General features: G+C 56.6%; 19 protein-coding genes. 4 read left to right on the top strand and 15 right to left on the bottom strand.

Translation table 11 applies throughout. From position 1 onward, the window contains the following. Positions 1-3: 3 nt before the first annotated feature. Positions 4-1449, bottom strand: a complete 1446-nt coding sequence (locus ACFCXQ_RS09940; RefSeq protein WP_379550170.1) for a UdgX family uracil-DNA binding protein — start codon at positions 1447-1449, stop codon at positions 4-6. Beyond that, positions 1446-2702: a putative DNA modification/repair radical SAM protein gene (locus ACFCXQ_RS09935; RefSeq protein ID WP_379550168.1), complete on the bottom strand. Its 1257-nt coding sequence runs from the start codon at positions 2700-2702 to the stop codon at positions 1446-1448. The genes ACFCXQ_RS09940 and ACFCXQ_RS09935 overlap by 4 nt, the downstream gene beginning before the upstream one ends. 218 nt (positions 2703-2920) lie before the next feature. Here ACFCXQ_RS09935 and ACFCXQ_RS09930 point away from each other — a divergent pair, with 218 nt between their 5' ends. Together ACFCXQ_RS09930 and ACFCXQ_RS09925 are read left to right on the top strand one after the other, a co-directional pair. Next, the gene (locus tag ACFCXQ_RS09930; RefSeq protein WP_379550166.1) at positions 2921-3490 is read left to right on the top strand and encodes a phosphoribosyl-AMP cyclohydrolase; all 570 of its coding nucleotides are present in this window, start codon (positions 2921-2923) and stop codon (positions 3488-3490) included. A 184-nt stretch (positions 3491-3674) separates the two neighbouring features. Continuing rightward, positions 3675-4079: a PilZ domain-containing protein gene (locus ACFCXQ_RS09925; RefSeq protein ID WP_379550164.1), complete on the top strand. Its 405-nt coding sequence runs from the start codon at positions 3675-3677 to the stop codon at positions 4077-4079. Between the two features lie 68 nt (positions 4080-4147). Here the strand turns inward: ACFCXQ_RS09925 and ACFCXQ_RS09920 are convergent, their stop codons facing one another. The 8 genes from ACFCXQ_RS09920 to ACFCXQ_RS09885 form a co-directional block, all read right to left on the bottom strand. Then, a complete protein-coding gene (locus ACFCXQ_RS09920) occupies positions 4148-4354 on the bottom strand; it encodes a cold-shock protein (protein ID WP_379550162.1) in 207 nt (68 codons plus the stop codon). Between the two features lie 264 nt (positions 4355-4618). Beyond that, positions 4619-6964 (bottom strand): EAL domain-containing protein, encoded by a 2346-nt coding sequence (locus ACFCXQ_RS09915; protein WP_379550160.1) that lies wholly within the window; start codon positions 6962-6964, stop codon positions 4619-4621. Between the two features lie 223 nt (positions 6965-7187). Continuing rightward, complete coding sequence (locus tag ACFCXQ_RS09910) at positions 7188-7604, bottom strand: hypothetical protein (RefSeq protein ID WP_379550158.1); 417 nt, start codon at positions 7602-7604, stop codon at positions 7188-7190. 118 nt (positions 7605-7722) lie between these two features. Beyond that, positions 7723-8166 carry a hypothetical protein gene (locus ACFCXQ_RS09905; RefSeq protein WP_379550156.1) on the bottom strand — a complete coding sequence of 148 codons (444 nt, stop codon included), beginning with the start codon at positions 8164-8166 and terminating at the stop codon, positions 7723-7725. Then, on the bottom strand, positions 8159-8752 hold the full coding sequence (locus ACFCXQ_RS09900; RefSeq protein WP_379550154.1) for a TetR/AcrR family transcriptional regulator: 594 nt from the start codon (positions 8750-8752) through the stop codon (positions 8159-8161). Before ACFCXQ_RS09900 ends, ACFCXQ_RS09905 begins: the two co-directional genes overlap by 8 nt. A gap of 38 nt (positions 8753-8790) precedes the next feature. Continuing rightward, positions 8791-10428: a Y-family DNA polymerase gene (locus ACFCXQ_RS09895; RefSeq protein ID WP_379554620.1), complete on the bottom strand. Its 1638-nt coding sequence runs from the start codon at positions 10426-10428 to the stop codon at positions 8791-8793. Next, positions 10425-11240 (bottom strand): hypothetical protein, encoded by an 816-nt coding sequence (locus ACFCXQ_RS09890; protein ID WP_379550152.1) that lies wholly within the window; start codon positions 11238-11240, stop codon positions 10425-10427. The genes ACFCXQ_RS09895 and ACFCXQ_RS09890 overlap by 4 nt, the downstream gene beginning before the upstream one ends. A 56-nt stretch (positions 11241-11296) precedes the next feature. After that, entirely contained in the window at positions 11297-12700 is a 1404-nt protein-coding gene (locus ACFCXQ_RS09885) for a sodium-dependent transporter (protein WP_379550150.1), read from the bottom strand. A gap of 160 nt (positions 12701-12860) precedes the next feature. Here ACFCXQ_RS09885 and panB point away from each other — a divergent pair, with 160 nt between their 5' ends. Both panB and ACFCXQ_RS09875 read left to right on the top strand, forming a co-directional pair. Beyond that, entirely contained in the window at positions 12861-13733 is an 873-nt protein-coding gene (gene panB, locus ACFCXQ_RS09880) for a 3-methyl-2-oxobutanoate hydroxymethyltransferase (protein ID WP_379550148.1), read from the top strand. Between the two features lie 15 nt (positions 13734-13748). Next, positions 13749-14813: a DUF475 domain-containing protein gene (locus ACFCXQ_RS09875; RefSeq protein ID WP_379550146.1), complete on the top strand. Its 1065-nt coding sequence runs from the start codon at positions 13749-13751 to the stop codon at positions 14811-14813. Here ACFCXQ_RS09875 and ACFCXQ_RS09870 read toward each other — a convergent pair. The 5 genes from ACFCXQ_RS09870 to ACFCXQ_RS09850 all read right to left on the bottom strand — a co-directional run bounded on the left by ACFCXQ_RS09870 (position 14810) and on the right by ACFCXQ_RS09850 (position 22261). Next, positions 14810-15775: a bile acid:sodium symporter gene (locus ACFCXQ_RS09870; RefSeq protein ID WP_379550144.1), complete on the bottom strand. Its 966-nt coding sequence runs from the start codon at positions 15773-15775 to the stop codon at positions 14810-14812. The two genes, ACFCXQ_RS09875 and ACFCXQ_RS09870, sit on opposite strands and share 4 nt — an antisense overlap. Before the next feature lie 62 nt (positions 15776-15837). Next, positions 15838-17205 carry a PEP-CTERM-box response regulator transcription factor gene (gene prsR, locus ACFCXQ_RS09865; protein ID WP_379550142.1) on the bottom strand — a complete coding sequence of 456 codons (1368 nt, stop codon included), beginning with the start codon at positions 17203-17205 and terminating at the stop codon, positions 15838-15840. Further along, positions 17205-19331: an XrtA/PEP-CTERM system histidine kinase PrsK gene (gene prsK, locus ACFCXQ_RS09860; RefSeq protein ID WP_379550140.1), complete on the bottom strand. Its 2127-nt coding sequence runs from the start codon at positions 19329-19331 to the stop codon at positions 17205-17207. The genes prsR and prsK overlap by 1 nt, the downstream gene beginning before the upstream one ends. Before the next feature lie 2 nt (positions 19332-19333). Beyond that, positions 19334-20659, bottom strand: a complete 1326-nt coding sequence (locus tag ACFCXQ_RS09855; RefSeq protein ID WP_379550138.1) for a sugar transferase — start codon at positions 20657-20659, stop codon at positions 19334-19336. 207 nt (positions 20660-20866) lie between these two features. Then, positions 20867-22261, bottom strand: a complete 1395-nt coding sequence (locus ACFCXQ_RS09850; RefSeq protein ID WP_379550136.1) for a helix-turn-helix domain-containing protein — start codon at positions 22259-22261, stop codon at positions 20867-20869. Positions 22262-22358: the final 97 nt, after the last annotated feature.

Below are 22358 nucleotides of genomic sequence, written 5' to 3'. Positions count from 1 at the left end.
TCATCACGCCACTTCCGCAAGGCGTGATTTCACCGCCGCAAGGTCCGCCGCGAACAACGCCTCTTGCTCTGCGCGCGCATCACCGTCGAGGCGCAGCAGGTAAGAGGGGTGAACCGTCACCCACAATTCGGAACCGTCCTGCAGCGTAATGGGTGCGCCGCGCACCTGCTTCACGCTCACCGTTTTGCCGAGTAGACTGCGCGCCGCACTTGAACCTAAAGCTAACACAAGCTTTGGTTTAACTATCGCACGCTCCGCCTCCACCCACCAGCGGCAGGTGTCGATCTCTTTTGCAGTCGGGTTTTGATGAAGACGCCGCTTGCCCCGCTGCACAAACTTAAAATGCTTCACTGCGTTGGTGACATAAGCCGCTTTGCGATCAATTCCGGCGCGCTGCAATTGCGCATCCAACACTTGCCCTGCAGGCCCGACAAACACCCGTCCTGCCAGATCCTCCTGATCACCGGGCTGCTCGCCAATAATCATCAGCGTTGCACCACTTGGCCCCTCACCCATAACCGTGCGCGTACCGCATTTAGCGATCGGGCAATCGCGACACGTATCGACACCGCGTTCTATATCTACAAGGCTCGTCGGGCGCTCCCGCACCTCCCGCTCGCCAGCGCTCACCATCTGCGCCTCGCGCGATTGCGCGCTTGCGATCAGTTCAGGGATCAGCGCCGCCTCGGGCATATTCTTCCAATATTTCTTGGGCATTTCCGACAGCATGGCGGAGACTTTCAGCCGCGCCGGATTGAAGATTGAGGCATAATAGGTGCGCCACAAATCTTCGGTTGGATCACCCTCAGGCGCGTCAGAGCGCTGCGCAGGTGGGCCTTCGCGGATGGTCTCAGTGTCCCAATGCAGGCTGCCGCGCGGAGTCAAAATCGACCAGCGCATATTGGCAAAACGGCGCTTAAAGAACCCAGCATTGGCGCGCAAAATGTGATGGTCAGGCTCAAACCAGGCGACGTAATGCGGCTCGACATTGGAACCGTTTTCGGCCGTCTCGCGCACCTCACGAAAGCGCACAAAGGCATGCATCTTATGGCTATCGCGCCGGACATTTTTATCGAGCTCTTCCAGCCGCCGGACATCAGGGTCGGCCTTGTCCTGCATGATCCCCGGTCTTTCTTGAAGCCGCCACAGCAGGCCGTAGAGCAAAGCAAAGCGTTGAGGGTTGGAATGCAGCGCGGCATTACGTGCGAGGGCAAGGAACCGCTTGGGCGCGCGGACCAATTTCCCTGCATCAGCTGGCTCAGGTAAAACCCCGCCTGTATCAGTAAACAGATCCTGCGTGCCGCCCGGCTCCGTCCAGCTCACATGATCTGGCGGGATATCGCATTGCACCAGAACCCGCGCTTGCTCGCGCCAATAGTCGAAATCATCGGAGCGCGGCATAGCAACAGTGAAGCGCGCCGCGCCTTTAAGCTGTGCAACCATATTCATACCGCAAACAGCTCAAGCTGCTCTTGCTTCGGGGCCAGCAGGCTGCGCAAATCCGCGCGGTCCGTCAGCGTTACTGGTCGCCAATCCAATGCGCAGATAAAGGGGCGCACTTTGGTGATCGATTGCGTCAGCCGGCCCACATCATCCAGCCGCAAAGTCCGGTATCGGCGACTTGTCAAAATGCGCCGCACCGCTGTCACGCCCAGCCCCGGCACGCGCAGAAGCTCTTCTTTATTCGCGCGGTTCACATCGACCGGAAAACGCTCACGAAATTTCAATGCCCAGGCGAGCTTGGGATCAATATCGAGCGGCAGATTGCCATCCGTGTCGGTCGCCTGCACCACTTCATCCGGTGCATAGCCATAAAACCGCATCAGCCAGTCGGACTGATAGAGGCGGTGTTCGCGGATCAGTGGCGGACGTTTCAGCGGCAGTACAGCACTCGCATCGGGGATCGGGCTGAAGGCGGAATAATAGACCCGCCGCAAACGGTAGCTCGAATAGAGGTGGCTCGCCTTGCCGACGATGTCCGCATCGCTGGCCTTATCCGCGCCAACAATCATCTGGGTCGATTGGCCCGCCGGGGCAAAGCGCGGCGCATGGCGAAAGCGCTTCTTCGCATCCTTCGCCTCGACAATGTCAGTGGTTGTCTTGGCCAGCGCCCCCTCGATCTGCTTCGCGTCCTTATCAGGCGCTAGCCGGGTTAGCCCGCTGGTGGTCGGCAGCTCCACATTAATCGATACACGGTCCGCATAAAGCCCCGCCTGATGCACCAGCTCCGGATCCGCTTCTGGAATGGTCTTGAGGTGGATATAGCCGCGAAAGTCACACTCCTCGCGCAGGATCCGCGCCGCTTCGACAATCTGTTCCATCGTATAGTTCGAGCTTTTCACAATGCCCGATGAGAGGAACAGTCCCTCGATATAGTTACGTCGGTAAAAGCTGATCGTCAGGTCCGCCACCTCCTGCGGCGTGAAGCGCGCGCGGCGCACATTGCTGCTCTTGCGGTTGATGCAATAATGACAGTCAAACACGCAGTGATTGGTCAGCAATATCTTGAGCAGCGAGATGCACCGGCCATCAGGCGCATAAGCGTGGCAAATGCCCATCCCCTCGGTTGAGCCCAAGCCTTTCCCACCCAGCGAGTTCTTCTTTGCCGTGCCCGATGATGCGCAAGACGCATCATATTTCGCCGCATCGGCCAGGATTTCGAGCTTCTCTAATGTACTGTGCTGTCTGTTGCGCTCCGCCATATGTTCTTATTATGTTCTTATACTGAATTAGCCAATCGCAAAAGATGCAACAAACTTTCATGTGCACGGGAACCCAAACTGGCCGCATGCGTATTATCGGCACGGACCGGGCCCCTCTGGCGAGTAATCCTACTCGTGATGTCGGACGTGACCAGCGGCGCTCAGCCGCACTGTTTTTTCAGGAGAGCGAGCAAACGCTCTTCTCAAGGGAGTATGTAATGAAGAAGTTGATCCTAGTTCCAGTTCTTGGCGCAAGCGCACTGACACTTGCTGCATGCGGCGAAACCGCAACAGCTGACACAGCTGAAGGCACTGCCAACCCTATCACTGCCGCTGAAGTAGAAGCAGCTCAGCAAGCTTGGGGCGAAGGCATTGTTGCGATTGGCCAGGTTTTCACTGACGAAGGCGATTTCAGCACCCGTGCAGCAGAGCATATCGCAGCGCACTATGCATATGGCGACGACGCAACTGTGCTGTTCAAGCCAACTCTGGCTGCCGAAGATCAATTCCGCGAAACCACTGAAGAAGCACTCAGCTACTTCGTGGGCACCGAAGGCACCGAAGATGGCGGCTTTGCGATCGCGCCTTACACAGCAGTTCGCTGGGAAAATAACGGCACTGTGATCGACGAAGACGGCGACATGGCAGTGGCCATGGGCAATTACTACTTCACTGGCACAGACGGCAATGAGACCAAGGTTGAGTACTCATTCGCTTACGAGCGCGGTGAAGATGGCGAACTGGACATCGTCCTGCATCACAGCTCACTGCCTTTCAGCGCAAGCTAATAATACCATAAGGTCGCACCCTAAAGGGCTCGGTGGCGGAAACGCCTCCGGGCCCTTTTTATTTTCCCAATTATTCATCCACGTATTCATACAGATGGCGCGGTAACCATATTTTCAAAGCCAATCTTAACCATTGCGGCGCCACAAACTGGCCATTCCTGGGGGCATACAGGAGGTAAATGAAATGGGTCGTTTTGGTATGGCAAACGCTACAACAGCGGTGCCAGCGGAGAGGCGTGCGCATGAACGTTCAAGCGTAAATTGCACCGCGTCACTCACAACAGTTACTGGTCGCCGCGAGGGGCGCTTGGTAGACCTCTCTACCATGGGCGCACGGTTCGATGTCGAAAGCCTGCCAGCCGAAGGCGCGTCAGGTATGCTCCGATGGGGCAATCACGAGTTTTATTGTAGTGTTATATGGGCTCGAGACGGTGCATGCGGTCTCAGCTTCGAGCAAGCCCTGCCGAAATGGGTTTTGGATGAAACCGTGACAGTAGAAACCATCACAAGCGGCCCGGTCGCAAAATTCGGAAACATACCGATTGCACAGAAGCGTTCACGGCGCGCTGGGCTTGTGGCTAGGGGCTAAGTCGGGATTAGAAGCAATTTTGGTGTGCGGTGCGGACAGCAATACGCCGCCCGCACCGCCAACATTGTTTACGCAGCTGCGATATTCACAGCTGACGTCTTACCTTTTTGATCTGGCTCAAGATCATAAGACACGCGTTGGTCTTTTTCGAGCGTGGTCATACCAGCGCGCTGAACAGCCGAGATGTGAACGAACGCGTCGTCCCCGCCGTCTTCAGGTGCGATAAAGCCGTAACCTTTGTCAGTGTTGAAGAATTTTACAGTTCCGATAGTCATATATGTAACCTTGATTCAAAATTTCGGGCAACGCCAAAATCGGCGCCACACAGCTGTCAGCGGCTAGAAAGGGATATGGGGAGCAATGCTCCCGAAATCCGTCGCATGCGACGTAAGCTCGGCCCATATAGGGCACTTCTTGTTCAATTGCATCAACTGCGTAGAAAAAGGCGTGTTTGTTGACTTTAAAAGAGGCCACCTACAGCCCTTGCGGGAGGCTATCGGGCCCGTACCCTCTCCAGTTGAAGCGGTTCTTCCGCCGTACTACGCGGTTTTGGCAGTGGCCCTTTGCTGACTCTCAGCTTTTGCCTTACGAAGTTCACATTCAAAGTCAGCCCATGGCACAGGCTTGCCGATATGCCAGCCCTGAATGTAGTCACATCCAGCGGCGCGCAAGATCTCCAGCGTCTCAGCGTCCTCAACACCCTCAGCCACTACCTGGAATGACAACGCATGAGCCAGCTCAATCGTCGAGCGCACCATGAGGAGGTCTGACTGAACGGTGCTCAAATTTCGCACAAAGCTCTGATCGAGTTTGACCTCGTTTGCGGGAAATTCCTTCAGATAATTGAGCGTCGCGTTCCCAGTGCCATAATCATCGATCGAAATTCTGACACCTGCCTGACGAAGACGCGACAAAACAGCCTTTGCGATTTCTGGGTCGTCATTAGGCGCGCTCTCGGTCACTTCGATTGTCAGCAGCGTTTTTGGCGACTGTGGCAACTGCCCAATCAAAGCGATAGCCTCATCAATGAACGGGGCATCCGCCAGCAATTGAACCGACAGATTGACCGCTAGATTTACCGGCATGCCCGCCTCATACATGGCTGAGGCTTTGGCAATCGCATCTTTCAGCACAAACAGCGTCAGACGGCCTGTCTCTCCGCGCTCTTCCAAAATCGGGATGAAATCGGCAGGCGAAATAAAGCCTTGGCTGGCGCTGTTCCAGCGCACCAGACATTCCGCACCAGAGATCGTATCGGAGGCCAAGGCGAGTTTGGGCTGGTAATGAACGCTGATTGACCCGTCTTCCAAAGCGGCATCAAGCTCAGCGATAATATATTGCTTATATTGGGCTTCTTTGCCCATTTCGTCATGTGCTGCAGACCATTGCTGCCCTTTGCGCTGAGCGAATTCAGATGCAGCGACAGCGTCCGCCAACGAGCTCTGGGAAAAACCAAAAACTGGCTTCAGCTTAAGCTTTTGGCCAGCATGCTCGATCGGCAAGTTCAGAAGATTGGCAGCTGAGCTAAAATGTGGATCCAGTTCGCCCGCTGCCTGCTCGTTTACGAACCAGGCAAACAGACCTCGCTCAATCCGGTAAACCTGCAGATCACTTGTCAGCACGCTCAGTCGGTGAGCAATCGCGCGGTCAATATCCGCCAAAGCATCACCGCTGGCGAGTGCTTCGATCTGATCAGTGTCCGTAATCCGCGCAACCGCAAAAGCTGGCATCTCTGCCTCCTCGGCCGCATTTTCCATAGACCAGCGATTGGAAAGACCAGAGGCGGGATCAGTGAGGCGCGCGGCCTGCAAATTGTGCAAGAGCCTGATGACGCGGCTAACCGCTGCGAAAGCCCCCAAAAGCACAAAGGCCGTTGCCACTTGGACATAAGCGAGGGACAGCTGATCCAAAGTGAGTGCCGCCACCAAAACTGTCCCTGCCAGACCAACACTAATCAGGAGCGCATGCGACCGCCAACGTTTGGACAGGCAAGCCCATAACAGAAGGGCGAAACACGCCAACGCTGGGGCGTGCTGACCTACATCAGCCCGAATTCTTCCCTTGCTCAATGTTTCGGCAGCCTGCGCCTGGATAACTACGCCGGGCTGAACACCAAACAGCGATGTTGGATAGCGGTCCCCGAGCTCAACAGCGGTCGCGCCAATCAATATCTGCTTGCCGGCAATCTTCTCTCTGGCGACATCGCCATTGATCAAATCGACAAATGCAATCCGATCAAAGGATGCTGGCGCAATCGCTTGATCGATGGGGAATGCTTCGCCCATTTTTCCTGCGTCTCCTGCTAGCATGGTTGCGAGCGAGGGACGCGGCAGGTTGTCTGTTACTGTTCCATAGGGATATTGGAGAATGCGGCCATCAGCTTCCGGGATCACGTTTACCGATGCTAGAAAAGCGTGCTCGCGCAGGATCTCTATCGGCAGTGCTTCTGAAACGACGGGGCCATCAGCACTCTGATTGACCTGGCGAAAGGTCGGCAGAATGACCTTTTTGTCCAGATCCTCGAGAGCCCGTGCAAATTGCAAATCCTGATCCGGATCGGAATGCGCTGAAAACTCGAGATCAAATGCGATTTGATCAGCGCCCAATCGATTAAGTTCAGTCACTGCATCAGCATAAAGACCGCGCGGCCAAGGCCACCGCGGCAATTGCTGCAAGGATCGGCCGTCAACTTCGACTATAACGATATCACTTGGGGCGGAAGTTTCTCTCAGGCCATCGCGGGCATCTCGCAGGCCACTTTCCCAGCTTGTGGCAAATCCGCTCATGAGCGCGATGAGTGCAAAAAGTGCCGAAACCGCGAGGGCCACTAGCGGCCCAGCAGATTCGTCTTTGAATATGTTCCCGCGCAATACCGACACAGCCATTCAGCCCCAACTGCTCAAGCGCGCTCACAATGGGCACGCCAGAAACTACGCTATATCCACCAATGGTTTAGACAGAGTTTCTAAAGTGTTTGAGCAGGCCGGAGCGGATAAAACGACGCTTGCTGATTAACGGTCAAGCGTATCTAGTTGAACGCAAGCTCGGTCATACCCCCAGCTCCGCAGTCAAGTCACCTCAGTCGTTCAACCTGCGCGTTTCAGACAGTTACGGCGTCTTTTTCTCTTTGCCAAAGCCCTTGGTTACAGCAGCATTCATTGGCCCCTGCAGGCTCTTCTGCGATTGAGTGTTTTTGTTATCAAACAACATGCCGCCCAATGTGTCGATAAGCTGCGCCACAACTCCGCTTTCTTGCGCTTTGGTTATGCGCGCTTGCTCCAGAGGCGATACGATCAAATACTCATCTTCACGGACCAGCACCGCACGGGCACCTTTGGCAGTGCGAACGACATCCCCTATTTGGAGGCGCGTTCCCGCTGCCCCATAAAGAGGCTTGTCACCGCGCATGACAGAGACTTGGCCGTCCGCCTCAGAAATGCTCCAGCCTGAATCGGCTGCAAGCGCACTACTGCTCGCAAAAAGCGCGGCGATTACACAAACTCGCTTTGACAGCTTTATCATCATGCATTCCTTCTCAAAAAGTCGGCGATGTAAATTTGTGTTATCAGATCCATTGGTAATCCACCTTAAAGCGGGTGGATAAAGGCGCTTTAAATCATCTGGTTAACAGGGGGTTAGCGATCTAGCTCGCGCGAAAGATCGCGGCTGTCATTGTCGCAGCGATTGCCATTTCGGCCCATGCGAGAGGCGTCGCGACCCAAAAGAACTGGAACGATGCTAACCCCATATTGGCGATACCAATCCAAATCAGGCCAAAGATTGTCACTGCGTAGGACGTCGCCGCCAACATAGCCTGCTGCAAGCCAGCCCCGCGAAGAGAAAACCACATCCAGAAGAATGCCGTGCATGAGACAATAAGCAGAGTATCCCACACACCCCAGATCGCGAAGGTTGTCAGATCAAAAGGCGCAATCCCGGACAAGCCAGCTTTTTCTTCGAGCAACATTGGTCGGACGACATAGAGATATCGCCAGACTTCCGAGATATTGATCCAGACAAAATTTGCGGCCAACGCCAGCCAGAAGCCTCGGCTAATGGTGGGACGATGTTCGGTGATCTCAGACATGTTGAACGCGCTCCCTAACGATATTCACAAACCGGACTGCATGCTCGCGTAATTCTGAAGCAGAATTTGTGATACGCGACATGGCCCATATGCCCTGGGCAGCCACCAGTAGAATGTTGGCGAGATCGTGCTGATCTTCGCGCGTCAGGTTCAAGCCGGGACTCGCGAGTGCGGCAGCAAATGCATCTTTCAGCAAGGTGTTGTGGCTCTCGACCCGGATCCTCACCTGGGGATCATGCGGTGCTGTCTCAGTCATTGCATTTCCGACAAAACAGCCAGGCCCCGGCAAACCATAACTCTCCGCTAGAGATATCTGTGCTTCGAAATAGGCAGTGATTGCCGAGAGACCGTCTTGTGCAGCGAATAAACGATCAATCGCGGGTCGAACCACTGTTTCGCGGTAAGCTTCAAAGCATTCGAGATAAAGTGCATGCTTGTTGCCGAATTGAGAATAGATCGCCTGCCTGCTTGCACATGTCGCACGAGTGAGCTGGTCGATCGAGAGAGCATGGAAACCCTTATCCCAAATCGCGTTTAGAGCTTTTATGAGAATTTGATCGCGTGTCTGGGCGGCTTGTCTAGGCATGACCGCATCAATAACAGAACGAACGTTCTTTTACAATCCTATGCGCACATCCCATGCAGATACCAATCAGGCAATCCGCCGCGCCCATCGCCAACGATGCCCTGCCGATAAATCCAATAACGGCGGCCGCGATCATCCTCGATCCGGTAATAATCGCGTAGCCGCGCCGTGCTGCGCTCACGCCACCATTCTGGCGCGATGCGCTCCGGCCCCTCGACGCGCGACACCTCATGCACGATGCCGCGCCAGCGAAACCGCTTGGGATAGCCATCAGGCGTTGCATAGAGCACTGCGATCCTCTCTGCGTGGTCGAGCAGCTTGAGCGGGCGTTTGTGAAAGGCCAGTTCACCTTGAGAAGCAGGCTGCGGATCAAGCGGTTTTTGCCAGCGCTGTGCGCGTTCTGGAATGTGGCTGGCGAAGGGCACTGGGCGGGTCACAGCGCCCTCCCCCAGCCGTACAGTCAACCGGTCAATGCAGGCCGATAGCGAAGTGCCATGCTGTTTTGCTGCTGCCTCAAAATCGCGCTGATCTAGCTCCACCGGCTCGGCCCAGCTGACGCGCAGACGCACAATCTCTATCCCAAAGCCGGCCTCTACATCATCAAGCTTGGCCGCAAACAGCCAGCATATATGCGCCGGATCACGCGTGGCAGAGGCAAGCTCCAGCCTGCGAATTATCACTTCACCATCAACCCGCCATAGGCCCAGCTCCAGCTGCCGCGCTCCCTGCGCCTTACCGTCCAGCTCGCGCGCCATATCTGTAGCCAGATCGGCCAACACCTGATCCAGCAAACTGCGATGCCGGATCGGCTCCATCAGACGCCGCTGCACTAGCGGCATGCGCTGCGGAATGACCGGCAAAAGAGGCTCGGGCACTTTGCCAAGGATCTGGTCCAGCCGGATCAATGGATTGGAAGCGGGCGATTTGCGATTGCGAAAACGCCGCTGCAAGGCATCGCGGCCGACCTCTTTGCGGTTCTCCTCATCCGCTTCGATCACGGTCAATTGCCCGAGCCGCTTGAGGCCTAATCGCCGCAAAGTGGTGAGCACAGCATCGTCAAGGCGCAGGGCCGCGACGGGCAGATCAGACAGGCGCGAGGCCAGATCATCTTGCGGGCCAATGATCGCACTCCTTGGCCCAGCAAAATGATAGCCAAAATGCGATACTGCCCAAGCTGCACCCGCCGTAGGAGCAATCGCGGCGCGAACCGTAAGGCCGCGATGTGCGAAGCTGGTTTGAACATCCTCCAGCAAACCCGCCTCTCCGCCAAACAAATGCGCGACTGCGGTGACATCGACCAGCAAACCATCGGGCGCATCAAGCGCAGTCCAAGGCCCCCAGCGCAGCGCCCACACGGCGAGCTTTTCAAGGAAGGCACGATCACCGGCGGGATCAGCCGGAGCAGTCACGATATGAGGACACAGCGTGCGCGCATCGGCCAGCATTGTGCCGACACATGCGCCCTCTTCCGCTGCGGCGCGATTAACCGCGGTAATCCGGGGGCCATGCGCCGTGTCGGCAATCAAAACGAGCGGCTGCGCATCCGCACCTTCACCGCGCTTAAGACCCTGCGCCAACCTCCAGCGGTCCAGCGCCAGATCGCACAGCCAGAGCGAGAGGATGCGGCGATGTGGTTGTGCCTCTATTACATGCCCCGCCCCGCCATCACCCGTCACCAGACCGCTGAACGCGGCGCAGCGCGTCCCATGCCAGTGGCCAAACCAGCCGCCCAATGCGCGTTCTTGATCTCACCCTGAGTGTCATTATCCGCCAGCATAGGTTTACAGGCAGACAAACGAGCCGCCCGTTCACTAAGCAACCAAGTGCCCGGTGGGTGACCACGCGCGCGGAACAGCTCAGCATGCCAAACCGGCTCTCCCGGTGCCTGCGCGTTCCATTTCGAAGACTGCGAGGGCGCAGAAATAACATCCCACCGCATACGCGCCGATGATAGATCATGCTGTGCATCCAAACGCACCAGATACAGCGGCACACCATGGCGTTCAGCGGTCAGGGTCAGGCGGCGCGAAACGGTGAAGTCCAGCGCGCGCGGATTGCCCGCAAACTCTCCGACAACAAAAGCGATCTCACGGCATCGCACCCCTTCCTCAAGGGCAAACAAAGCATCCGCGCAGCTTTCTGCGCGAACATGGATCACGCGGGCTCGCAGCGGCTCTGGCAAACCTGCTCGAAAGGGGCGTCCACCCAGCCGGATCGCCTCCTTTGTCTGAACCCATAGGACGCTACGCAAATCCTCTTGCGCCTGAACCGCTTCCGTGTGCGGAGTATGCCGCCAATTATCCAGCGCCAATGCCAATGCAGCCGCAGCGCCGCTCGCCTCCCCGCCCGGTGCAAAAACCTCGCTATGACAAGGCGCATCCTGCACAGCGGCCAGCCCTGGACGCCAACACGCACTGCGCCGGTCAGCCAGAGGAGCAGCATCAGATCGGCCAAAAAAAGGCGCAGAAAGAACAGCGGAACGACTCATTTGTTCCGCTTATGTTCTAATTTCGCATGATTCGCAATCGCCTGCGAAAAGTTACCTCAGCCAAACAGACCAAAAGCCAAAATGACGGTCAGCACAATCGGGCAGACGAACCGCACCAGAGCGCGCCAAATCTGATGCAGCGCACCATCAAGGCCGTTCTCATCATCAATCAACCGCGCATCCGCAATCCAGCCCACAAAAACACAGGTCAGGATCGCGCCAATGGGCATAAACAGCTTGGCCGTGATACCGTCCAGCGTGTCGAAGAAGTTGGTCTCTGCGAACAGCGGAATAAAGCCGAGCGGATAAAACTCTGCCATGTCATTGAATGAGAGTGACGACAGAATGCCCAGCACCGCCGCACCAACCCCGACAATCGCGGTTGCGACCGGGCGAGGCAATTTGAACTTCTCAAGCGTGTATGCCGTTGGGGCCTCCATCAAGGAAACCGAACTGGTAAGTGCTGCAAAGAAGATCATGATGAAGAACAACAGCCCGATCAGCGAACCGAACGGCATCTGCTGAAACGCCACTGGCAGTGAGGCAAACATCAGGCCCGGCCCTGCACTGGCCGAAAGACCAGCCGCAAACACGATCGGAAAAATTGCAAGACCCGCGAGCAGCGCAACACCCGTGTCCGCGCTGGCGATAATGCCTGAGGTTTTGCCCAGATTAGTCTCGCGGCTGGCATAAGCTCCATAGGTCATCATTCCGGCCACACCCAGCGACAGCGAGAAGAACGCTTGCCCAACTGCGGCGAGCATAACCTCGCCCGTCAATTTGGAGAAATCAAAGGTGAAAAGATACGAAACCGCTTCGCCAAAATTGCCCGTGAATGCACCGTAAATCGTGATCGCTAAGAACAGCACGAAGAATAGCGGCATCAGATACACTGCAACCCACTCGATCCCGCTCGAGATACCACGCGCCACGAAGAAGAAGGTGAGCGCAAGGAAACCCAAATTGAGCCCGACCATCAGGCCGCCATTGCCAAAAAGCCCGGGCAGCAACCCTTCAATGTCGCTCGCAGCGCGCCCTTCAAAAGCGCCCCCGGTTAACCCGGTCTGGAACAAATCGCCTGCGAAGACGCCGATATAATAAAGCACCCATCCACCCACGACGCAGTAGAAGCTGAGGATCAGGAAGGCGGCAAAGACGCCCATAGACCCGATAATGCCCCACCCCTTCGAAGCCCCGGAGTCCGCCGCAACACGCCGCACACTCTCCGGCGCAGAGGCCTGGCCGTGACGGCCAACCAAAACCTCGGACAAGAGCACTGGCAGACCGATCAGCAGCACACAGAATATATAGAACAGCACAAATGCGCCGCCGCCATTTTCGCCAGCCTCAGCTGGGAAGCGCCACATATTGCCCAGACCCACGGCAGAGCCCACTGCGGCCAGAATAAACGCTGTGCGCGAGGACCAACCCTCCCGCGAGCCCGATGTGGTAGCAACCATCCTGTCATCCCTCAATTTCTGCGCTCGTGCAGCGCTTTATGTCATATTCCCTGTCTTCTGCCCGTAAAACCGCGCGAGGCCAAGCGCTTGCTACCGGTTTTTGCTCTTTTACATATTACCACTTTTGCCTATCGGGCTGGCCTTGGCTAAAGGAGCCCGCATGTCGACAACCTTTCAGCTTGATACAAGCACCAGCCGCGCCACTCCCACGCCTAAACCGCGCAAGCGGCTGACCGTGCCGCGCATTCGCGACCACAAGAAAGACGGCGTGACCAAAGAGCCGCTCGTTATGCTCACCGCCTATACCGCGCGGCAGGCGCAATTGCTCGATGCGCATTGCGACATGCTGCTCGTCGGAGATTCGTTGGGCCAGGTGATTTACGGGCTCGATTCCACCCTGCCAGTAACGCCAGAAATGATGATTGCGCATGGCGCAGCGGTGGTCCGGGGCAGCTATCACAGCGTTGTGGTGGTCGATATGCCGTTCGGTTCCTACGAGGCATCGAAAGAGCAGGCGTTCGATACCGCCGCACGGATCATGGCGGAGACCGGATGCGCTGCGGTCAAGCTGGAAGGCGGCGTCGCCATGGCGGAGACGATCGACTTCCTCACCAATCGCGGCATTCCGGTGATGGCTCACGTTGGCCTCACCCCGCAGGCGGTGAATGTGCTGGGCGGATATGCGGCGCGCGGGCGCTCTCAGCAGGAGCATGAGAAGATTATTGGCGATGGTCAGGCTGTACAGGAGGCCGGCGCATTTGCTGTGGTGATTGAGGGCGTGGTGGAGCCGATTGCTGTCGCGCTCACCAAAGAGCTGGAAATCCCAACGATTGGCATTGGCGCATCTGCGCAGTGCGATGGGCAAGTGCTGGTGACGGAAGATATGCTCGGCATGTTTGAGCGGGTTCCGCGCTTCGTAAAGCGGTACGAAGATATCGCAGGCATGATCGACAAGACGGTTGAGAAATATGCAGAGGAGGTGCGCGCGCGCACCTTCCCGACCAAAGATCAAACCTATCAGCCAAAAGACTGAGCCCGGCACCGCTCGATGCAAACCCTGCTTCGCTATTACAGCTTCTCGCTGATCTTTACCGCGATCTGTTTCGCGCTGGCCGTTTGGTATGGCTGGGCCAGCACAGGCTCGGTCACCGCGACGCTCGGGATTCTGTGGATCGTGATTGTGCTCTCGATCCTGGAGGTCTCGCTAAGCTTCGATAACGCCGTCGTCAATGCAACCGTGCTGCGCGACATGGACCCAGTGTGGCAGCAGCGTTTCCTGACCATCGGCATCCTGATTGCGGTGTTCGGCATGCGGATTGTCTTTCCCATCGCGATCGTCGCAATTGCTGCGGACCTCGGCCCGCTGGAGGCGATCAATCTCTCGCTAAACGACCCTGTGCGCTATGAGGAAATCGTATCCGGCGCGCATATCTCTATTGCCGGTTTTGGCGGGGCCTTCCTGGCGATGGTCGGCCTCACATTCTTCTTCGACAGCGACAAAGACGTGCATTGGATCGGCGTGTTAGAACGCAGTATCAACCGTTTTAGCAGCGTGCCTGCGGTGGAGATCGGGCTGGTTTTGCTGCTAGTCTATGGCGTCTCGACTTTGCTCTCGCCCGGCGACGCGCTGACCTTTCTCACCGCTGCTCTTCTCGGCCTACTGACCTTTATCGCAGTGCATGCGCTGGGCGCGCTGATTGAACAACGCGAAGCACGCAAAAAAGCTGCTGGCGAGATAGTCAAATCCGGCCTTGGCGGCTTTCTCTATCTCGAAGTGCTGGATGCAAGTTTCAGCTTCGACGGGGTGATCGGAGCCTTCGCGCTGTCGAACAATATGGTCATCATTGCGCTGGGCCTTTCCGTCGGGGCGATGTTTGTGCGCAGCATGACGATCCACCTCGTGCGCACCGGCACGCTCGCGCAATATCGCTACCTCGAACACGGGGCATTCTGGGCGATCATCGCATTGGGCGTCATCATGCTCGTATCGGCAAAATATCACATTCCCGAGACGATTACGGGTCTACTGGGCGCGGTTCTGATCGGGTTGTCGCTGTGGTGGTCGGTCCGGCATAACCGCCGCAATCCGGAAGATGCCGAGGTAACAGCTTAGGTTTTTTGCTGTTTGAAATGTGCTGCCAAAGGTGCCGCCAACAGCAGCTGCAACAAATGGTACAGCAGCAGCGGCGCGATCACGAAACCGGCCACTTCGGGCGCGAACATAATCGCAGCGAGCGGCGCGCCAATCGCCACGCTCTTTTGAGCCGCCGCGAATAGAAAAGCGATACGGTCTGCGCGCGGGTATCCCAGAACACCGCTGGCCGCCCAAGCGCCGACATTCGCGAGCAGCATAAAGGCGGTCGTCAGCACCGCGAAGAACAGCCACCCGCTGCCGTCTGTCATATTGCGCAGCCCCTGCTCAATCGCACCTGAGAACGCGACGTAAACCAAAATGCCAATCACGATCCGATCAAGCCAGACCACAGTGTCTTTGCGCTCCGTCACCCAATCGCGGAAATAGCCTTGGATCGCCTGCCCAATCACAAATGGCAGGATCAGGATCAGCCCGATGCGGATGATGACCTCATTGCCCAATTGCGCGGCCTCTCCGCCTGCCAGAAGCGCAAAGATCGGCGCCGTCACAAACACGCCGAGAATATTGATGAGCGCCGCCCCAACCACGGACAGCGCCGCATTGCCTTCTGCCAGCGTCGTGTAACTGGTGGCCGACTGAATGGTAGAAGGCAGGCACCCAAGAAAAAGGAAACCGAGTGCCAGGCGCGGCTCCAAATAAAGGCCCGCAATATGCGACACGCCTAGACCCGCGGCCGCCATCACGCCGAATACGAACAAAGAGAGCGGCAGGAAGAAACGCCAATTGGCGAAACCGCGCAAAATCTCCCCGCGCGCGATGCGAATGCCATTGACGAGAAACAGCACGAAGATCGACACGTTCGCAATGTGCTGAGCAATGACACGCGCCTCGCCAACTGCAGGCACAATATTCGCCAGCAATGTTGCCAGCAACAATACCGCGATCATCGGATCAGCGAATTTTGAAAGGATGGAACGCATGGAGCGTTCGCCCTAGCCACATCGGCCCACAACTCGCAATATCGGAGGCAATTTAAGCGTACTTACCCCTGCATGTCATATTGCTTGAGCAGATCATACAGCGTGGGACGACTGATCCCGAGCAGCTTTGCCGTGTTCGAGATGTTACCCTCGCTGCGGGCCAAAGCCTGACGGATCATTTTGCGGTCCGCCTGCTCACGCGCGGCCTTGAGGTTGAGCGCCGCCGCGGCATCTTCTTCCTCGAGATCGCCAAGGTCGAGATCTTCCGCCGAGACCAGCTTAGCATCCGCCATAATCACCGCGCGCTTCACCCGGTTTTCAAGCTCGCGAACATTGCCTGGCCAATTCCAGCTATCAATCGCCGTCAGCGCGTCCGGGGCGAAGCCCTTCACCTTGGGATTCATCTCATCTGCAAAGCGCGCAAGGAATGCTTTTGCCAGCAAGACCGCGTCTCCTGCCCGCTCTGAGAGCGGCGGGATCTTCACCACAATCTCGGCCAGCCGGTAAAACAGATCTTCGCGGAAAGAGCCCTCACCAATCATCGCCTCAAGGTTCTGATGCGTTGCGCAGACAATGCGCGTGTCGACTTCGATGGGTTTGCGACCGCCAATCCGCTCAATCACACGCTCCTGCAAGAAGCGCAGCAGCTTGACCTGAAGCGGAAGCGGAATGTCGCCCACCTCATCGAGGAAGAGCGTGCCGCCATTGGCCATTTCGATCTTGCCTTCGGTGGTTTTTACAGCCCCGGTGAACGCGCCCTTCTCATGCCCGAACAGCTCGCTTTCCAGCAGGTTTTCCGGGATCGCCGCGCAATTGATCGCCACAAAAGCCTTGTCGCGGCGCTCGCTTTCATCATGCACGCCGCGTGCGAGCAATTCCTTACCCGTGCCGCTCGCGCCGAGCAGCATGACCGAGACATTGGTGTTCGCCACGCGCTCAATCGTGCGGGCTACCTTGGTCATTTCCGGTGCAGCCGTGATCATGCTGCCCAGAACCGTCTTATCTTCGCCAGCCTTTTCGGCGAGCTGACGGTTCTCATTCTCGATTGTGTGGAGCCGATACGCCCGCTCAACAATCAGGCCCAGCGCCTCAATATCCACCGGCTTCTGGTAGAAATCATACGCGCCCTGCTCAATCGCTTGGAGAGCGCTTTCTCGCGCACCATGACCCGACGCAACAATCACCTTGGTATCCGGCTTTAATTCCATGATCGCATTAAGGATGGCAAAGCCCTCGCTCGTGCCATCGGGATCTGGCGGCAGGCCAAGGTCCAACGTCACCACCGGCGGCATCTCAGCGCGCAACGCGGCCAGCGCCGCATCCCGGTCGCCAGCAATAACAACGTTGAAGTCCTCATAGGCCCATTTCAGCTGCGCTTGCAGGCCCTCATCATCCTCGATGATCAGGAGCGTGGGCTTAGTATCCGCCATTATGCAGCCTCACTGGTTTCATGTTTTTGTGCATTCACATTCGCTTCCATAAAGCTGGAGGCTGCCTTCAAAGGCAGACATATCTCGAACCGGCTACCTAGACCCTCTTGGGATTCGACATTGATGCGCCCGCCCATCGCGCGGATCATGGTGCGCGCTTCATATGCGCCGATGCCAAAGCCCCCTTCTTTGGAGGACATGAACGGTTTGAACAGTTCCTTACGCACGTAGGATGGCGCCATTCCGCAGCCGTGGTCGAGTATTGTGACTTTCCCGCGTATACCATCAAGCGACACTTCCACTTCGACCGGTTGTTCACCGCCGGTGGCATCAATCGCATTCTGAACGATGTGCGCGAGTGCCTGACTGAGTGCCTCCGGCTCGCCAAGGACAATGCAGGCACCATTGGTGCGTAGCTTAATCGGATGCGCATTATCGAAACGCTTCTTCAGATCACGCCCAACCTCGGCCAGATCAAAGGCCACTTGGTCAGCCCCAGTGCCGCTGCCCGAAGGTGCATTATAGCGGCCCAGACGCGCAAGCATGCTGTTGAGCTTGTCCGTGCTGTTACGCAGCGTCACCAGCATATCTTTGCGAAACTCCGGATTATCAGCATGCTTTTCAGCATTGCGCAGCAGTAGTGACATCTGGCTAGACAGGTTCTTAATGTCATGCATGACAAAGGCCATGCGCCGGTTAAATTCGTCAAACTGGCTGGCTTGGTTGAGCGCAATTTGCCCGGCTTGTTCCGCCAGATAGCTTGCGACCTGCTGGCCTGCGACACTCAGCAAATCAAAGTCCTCCCAATCCAGTGGCCGCACCACATCGGGCCGTGCCAAAGCCACCAGGCCAACCAACCGGTCATGATGAAGCAGCGGGATTGCAGCCCACAGGCTCGATCGCTCTGTTAGCCAATCGGGAAGCATTGCAAGCTCGCCGTGATGGTCCACCCCGCGGCGCACTTCGCCAAAGTCGATGATCAGCTGTTCACGCTCAAACAGGCGGATCAGCTCGTCCGGCAGAGCATCGCCCGGCACGGCAATATCCGGCCAGCGCCAACGCGCGCCCAGCACCATCCGTCCATCCTCATCGCGCACCAGCAGGAGGCCTGCCTGACACCCAGCAATGTCCGCAAGTGACTGGACCGCGCGCTCCTGAAGGCCCCTTTCGCCCTCATCCTTGCGCCCAATTGTATGCGTGAAGCGGATCCATTCATTGCGATAATCATAGCGGTGTTTGAACAGATGTTTGAGCGCTTCCACCCGTGCCCAGCGCCGCACTTGCTTCGAGGGAAGCCAAACAATCGTAAGTAGCGCGCCGGTGAGCAGAAAGCCGATCTGAACCATCCGTCCAAAGTCACCGGAGAAACGCCCTGCGAGCTCTGCCAGAAAGACCATGCCCACCAGATAAATTGCAATGAGGCCAAGCGAGATTGATTGAAATGCCACAGCTCGAGAGGGGCGGAACTTAAGATCAGCCGAAGCATGGTTTGCCCCGAGGCAAAGGCACAGCATGACCACACTCGTCACCAACGCCCGAACAATTTCGAGTTCCGGCGAGGTGGTATCGGTAATGTAGATGATCAGATGATGATTAAGGCTCCACGCCCACATCAGCGCAAGCGCAAAAGACGTCCAACCTAGCAGCTTGCGCGAGCTGCTCGCTGCGCCGCCATAGAGGTTGTGGAGCAGCGCCAAAGCGCCAACCGCAACAAGCATCCGCAAAATCGCTGAAGTCTCAATGATTGCCGCACGTGACCCCGCTTGCTCTGGCAAATACGCTAGTAGCAGAACAAGCGGTATCTGGAGCAGCTCCACAAAGCCAAGCGAAAAGGCAACAGGCCGGATAGGCCGCAAACTTTCATCACGCCCGTCATTGCTGAAGAGCTTAAACAGCACATAGAGCCAAGCGAGGCTGCTAGCGACTGCAGTCAGGCTGACCAGCACATGCACAAAGCCTAGCGAAGCAACACATAAGCACCACACGCCAGTAAGGCAGATCGCAATGACCATGGCCTTACGATCAGTCCGCTCACGCGCGCCCTTTTGAAACACCCAAACACCGGCGAGCGCGCAAGCAATAGCCGCGGCGCCGAAGACTAAGAAGGATAGCATCCCGTCTAACACGGCTACAGCGCTCCCTTTGACGGGTAGCGCGTTGAATGCCGCGAGGAGCGCTTTGGCAACATCGTACGAAGCAAAATCAGGCAGTCGAGAAATACGGAGCGATGCTTGATATAATATAGATCATACTCAAGCTCGGCTCGTGAAGGCGCACTATTGGAAGCATCTCGCGCGGCATCTGACATGTGGATTTGCGCCCAGCCGGTTAGCCCGGGTTTGACGGAATGGCGTTCGTCCCGGTGCAATTGGATATCATCACCAATCTCGCCATGTTCGCTCGCAATCGGGCGCGGGCCCACAATGCTCATGTCACCTTTGAGCACATGCCAAAACTGCGCGGTGAAGCTATCGCGCCTCGCAAGACGATCAAATGGCTTACCATTCAGTCCTAAATGCTCCTGCCGATTGAACAATTGGCCCTCGTTTTGCGACTTGTTTATCACAGCGAAGACCACAATCAGCGGCCATGCGAAAAGCAATGTGGTGGCGCTGACCGCAACATCAAACGTGCGCTTGCATGCCCCGCGAACCATCCGGTCAATGGAAAACCCATTGGTGAGCAACTCAGAGCCCGCCTCATATTCGGCTAGATCAACTCTACCTGTCTCGCGTTCTAGAAAGCTGGTAAGCGTGCATACAGCCAAGCCTCTGCCTTTGATCGTCAGAATATCCGTGATTGGCAGCGGGCCAGAATGCTCTCGCATCGCCAACACCACCTCCTGAGCACCGCGGCGCGCAACATACCCGCCTAGCTCAGCAATCGAGCCGCGCAGCATCGCGCCATCAACATGGCTGGGGCCATCGCCCATCTTGACGAAAGCGGTGGTTGTAAAGCTGCTTTGCCTCTCAAGGGACAATTCATAGAGAGCTTGCGCCTTCTGACCCGATCCGAGCACAACGATCTTGCGGCGGAATTCAGTTGTTTTGAAAAGCGGCCCGAGCACCAATCGACTCAGCACGAGCAAAGGCAGAGCAAGTAGCAGCGCGAGCGCTAAAACCGTGAATGCGAGGATCTCACCTGGTAACAGCAGATTGACTATCGCCAGAAAGACCACGCTCAGGCCCAAGCCCGCGATGATCCTCGCACTGGCATAGGTGACTGATCGGAGGCTCTCGGTGCGATAACCACCCGTCATGAAGATGGCGGCCTCTACAGCGACTGCAAAAAAGCCAAGCACGCATATCCGTTCGAGGAAATGTCCGAGGCTTATGGTCAGCTGTCCGGAAGCGATATGCCACGCGAGCTCGCCTGCAAACAGCAGGATCAGTAAATCCGCATAGGCAAGCACAACCACAACATGCGGTATTTGATGCTTGAAAAGACGAATCATGAATAGGATCCCGGCGAGGTGTTTTGACCGCCATGGAATATGTTCAGAGGTATGAATTGTCGGTAAATTTTACACTAATTTTTCCGCTTACCTATTGAACTTGAACGCTTTCATAATTTTGCGATATCAAATTCGGAGGCAACTCGTCGCGCATTTCGCGCGCTTGGGCTCCGCTACTCTCAAAGTTCGGCCGAAGATTGCAACGAATCACACTTCTTGTGACACGCCTCCAAAATCGAATGGTGTCGTGCTCCGGATGATCTTGTCGAACTGCAATTTGCGCCCTTGCGGCGGCAAAGAACGCTGGCGGCAGGCGGCGATATAGCAATTGGCACATCCGCTTCCAATGGTGGCCATGGGCTCAGTCATCGCCGAAATTCCCCTTGCTTGGGCGAGGTCGCTAGACAGGGTCGCATCAACCCCCAGCACGACCGCAAAACGCGCGCTACTCGCCGTGCCGCCCGCATTGACCGTGGAGGCCATAGTAAACCAAGTGCTGGGCCCGCTGCCCGCCCCCTCAAACTCAACCGTTTGCGTAATTAACTCGCCGGGACGAACGAAAGCCCTGGTCGCGACCCATAATGGGCAGGCGTGTTCGCTATTTATGAAGCTTACTTGGCTTGCGCCGGAGAAGCGCTTTGAAAACTGTCCCGCCCGGTCGAGCCGCGCCATAAAGAACGGCAGGCCGCGCTGCCCAACGCGCTGCAAAGTGGTAAGGCGGTGCGCTACTTGCTCAAAGCTCACGCCAAAACGCCGCTGCAGGACCGGGACATCATAGCCGGTTGAGCGGCAGGCCCGCAGGAACCGGCCATACGGCATTATCAATGCAGCAGCGAAATAGCCGCTCAAATGCCGTTCAAACAGATGGCGCGATGCCTCATCCTTAAAGCTCGCGCCGCCAGCCAGATTAGACAGCTCAATGCTCTGCTCGATCTCGGCAATCTGCAACGCCAGCTGGAACGCGCGCGATTCTGGGCGCAGCATCTCGGACAACTGCACTTGGCGCGCATGCAAATCGAGACGCCGGATCGCATCGGGCATCACATCACTCGGCAGAATTCGCACAGACAGCTGATGCTTTTCGCGCAGCCGCTCAGCTAGAGCAGTCGCCATATCTCCGCGCGATAAACGCAGTTCATCAGCCAGTTCCTCTGCCGCATGGTCAAGATCGGCAAAGTGGTTCTGCCATTTCTCAATTTCGCGGCGAGATTCCGTAAGAACATCGTCCTTCGGCGCCCGCTCAGGCCCCGATTGATCGTACAATCTGGCAAATGCAGCGGCGACTTGCGGCGAGGCGGAAAGGAATTCATCAATCTCTTCGCGGTCAATCGCCAAGTCTGCAAAGCGTTCGTCAGCCAAACGGCGCGTCAATCCATCAAGACCGCCAATCGATGCATCTTGCTGCAGGGAGCGCGGATCAAATTCAAACTCTCCAACGAGCTGCATAATCACACGTGCGGTTAAAGGTCGCTGGTTGCGCTCAATGAGATTAAGATAACTTGGCGATATGCTCAGCCGCGATGCCATAGCCGCCTGTGTCAGACGCTCTCGCTTGCGAAGACGCCGGATCGAAGGCCCGGCAAAGATAGGATCATCACTCATAACTTGTCAATATCTTTACTGATTTACAGAGTGATTAACGGTTTGTGAGCGTATAACACAAGTTATTTTGTGCTTTTTGTGGCGAATCCTACTGCAA

It is taken from the genome of Qipengyuania rhodophyticola (genome assembly GCF_042493225.1).
In the GTDB taxonomy this organism is placed as follows: Bacteria; Pseudomonadota; Alphaproteobacteria; order Sphingomonadales; family Sphingomonadaceae; genus Erythrobacter.
Note: the sequence above shows the minus strand (reverse complement) of the source record. Positions and strands in the feature narration are given on the sequence as shown.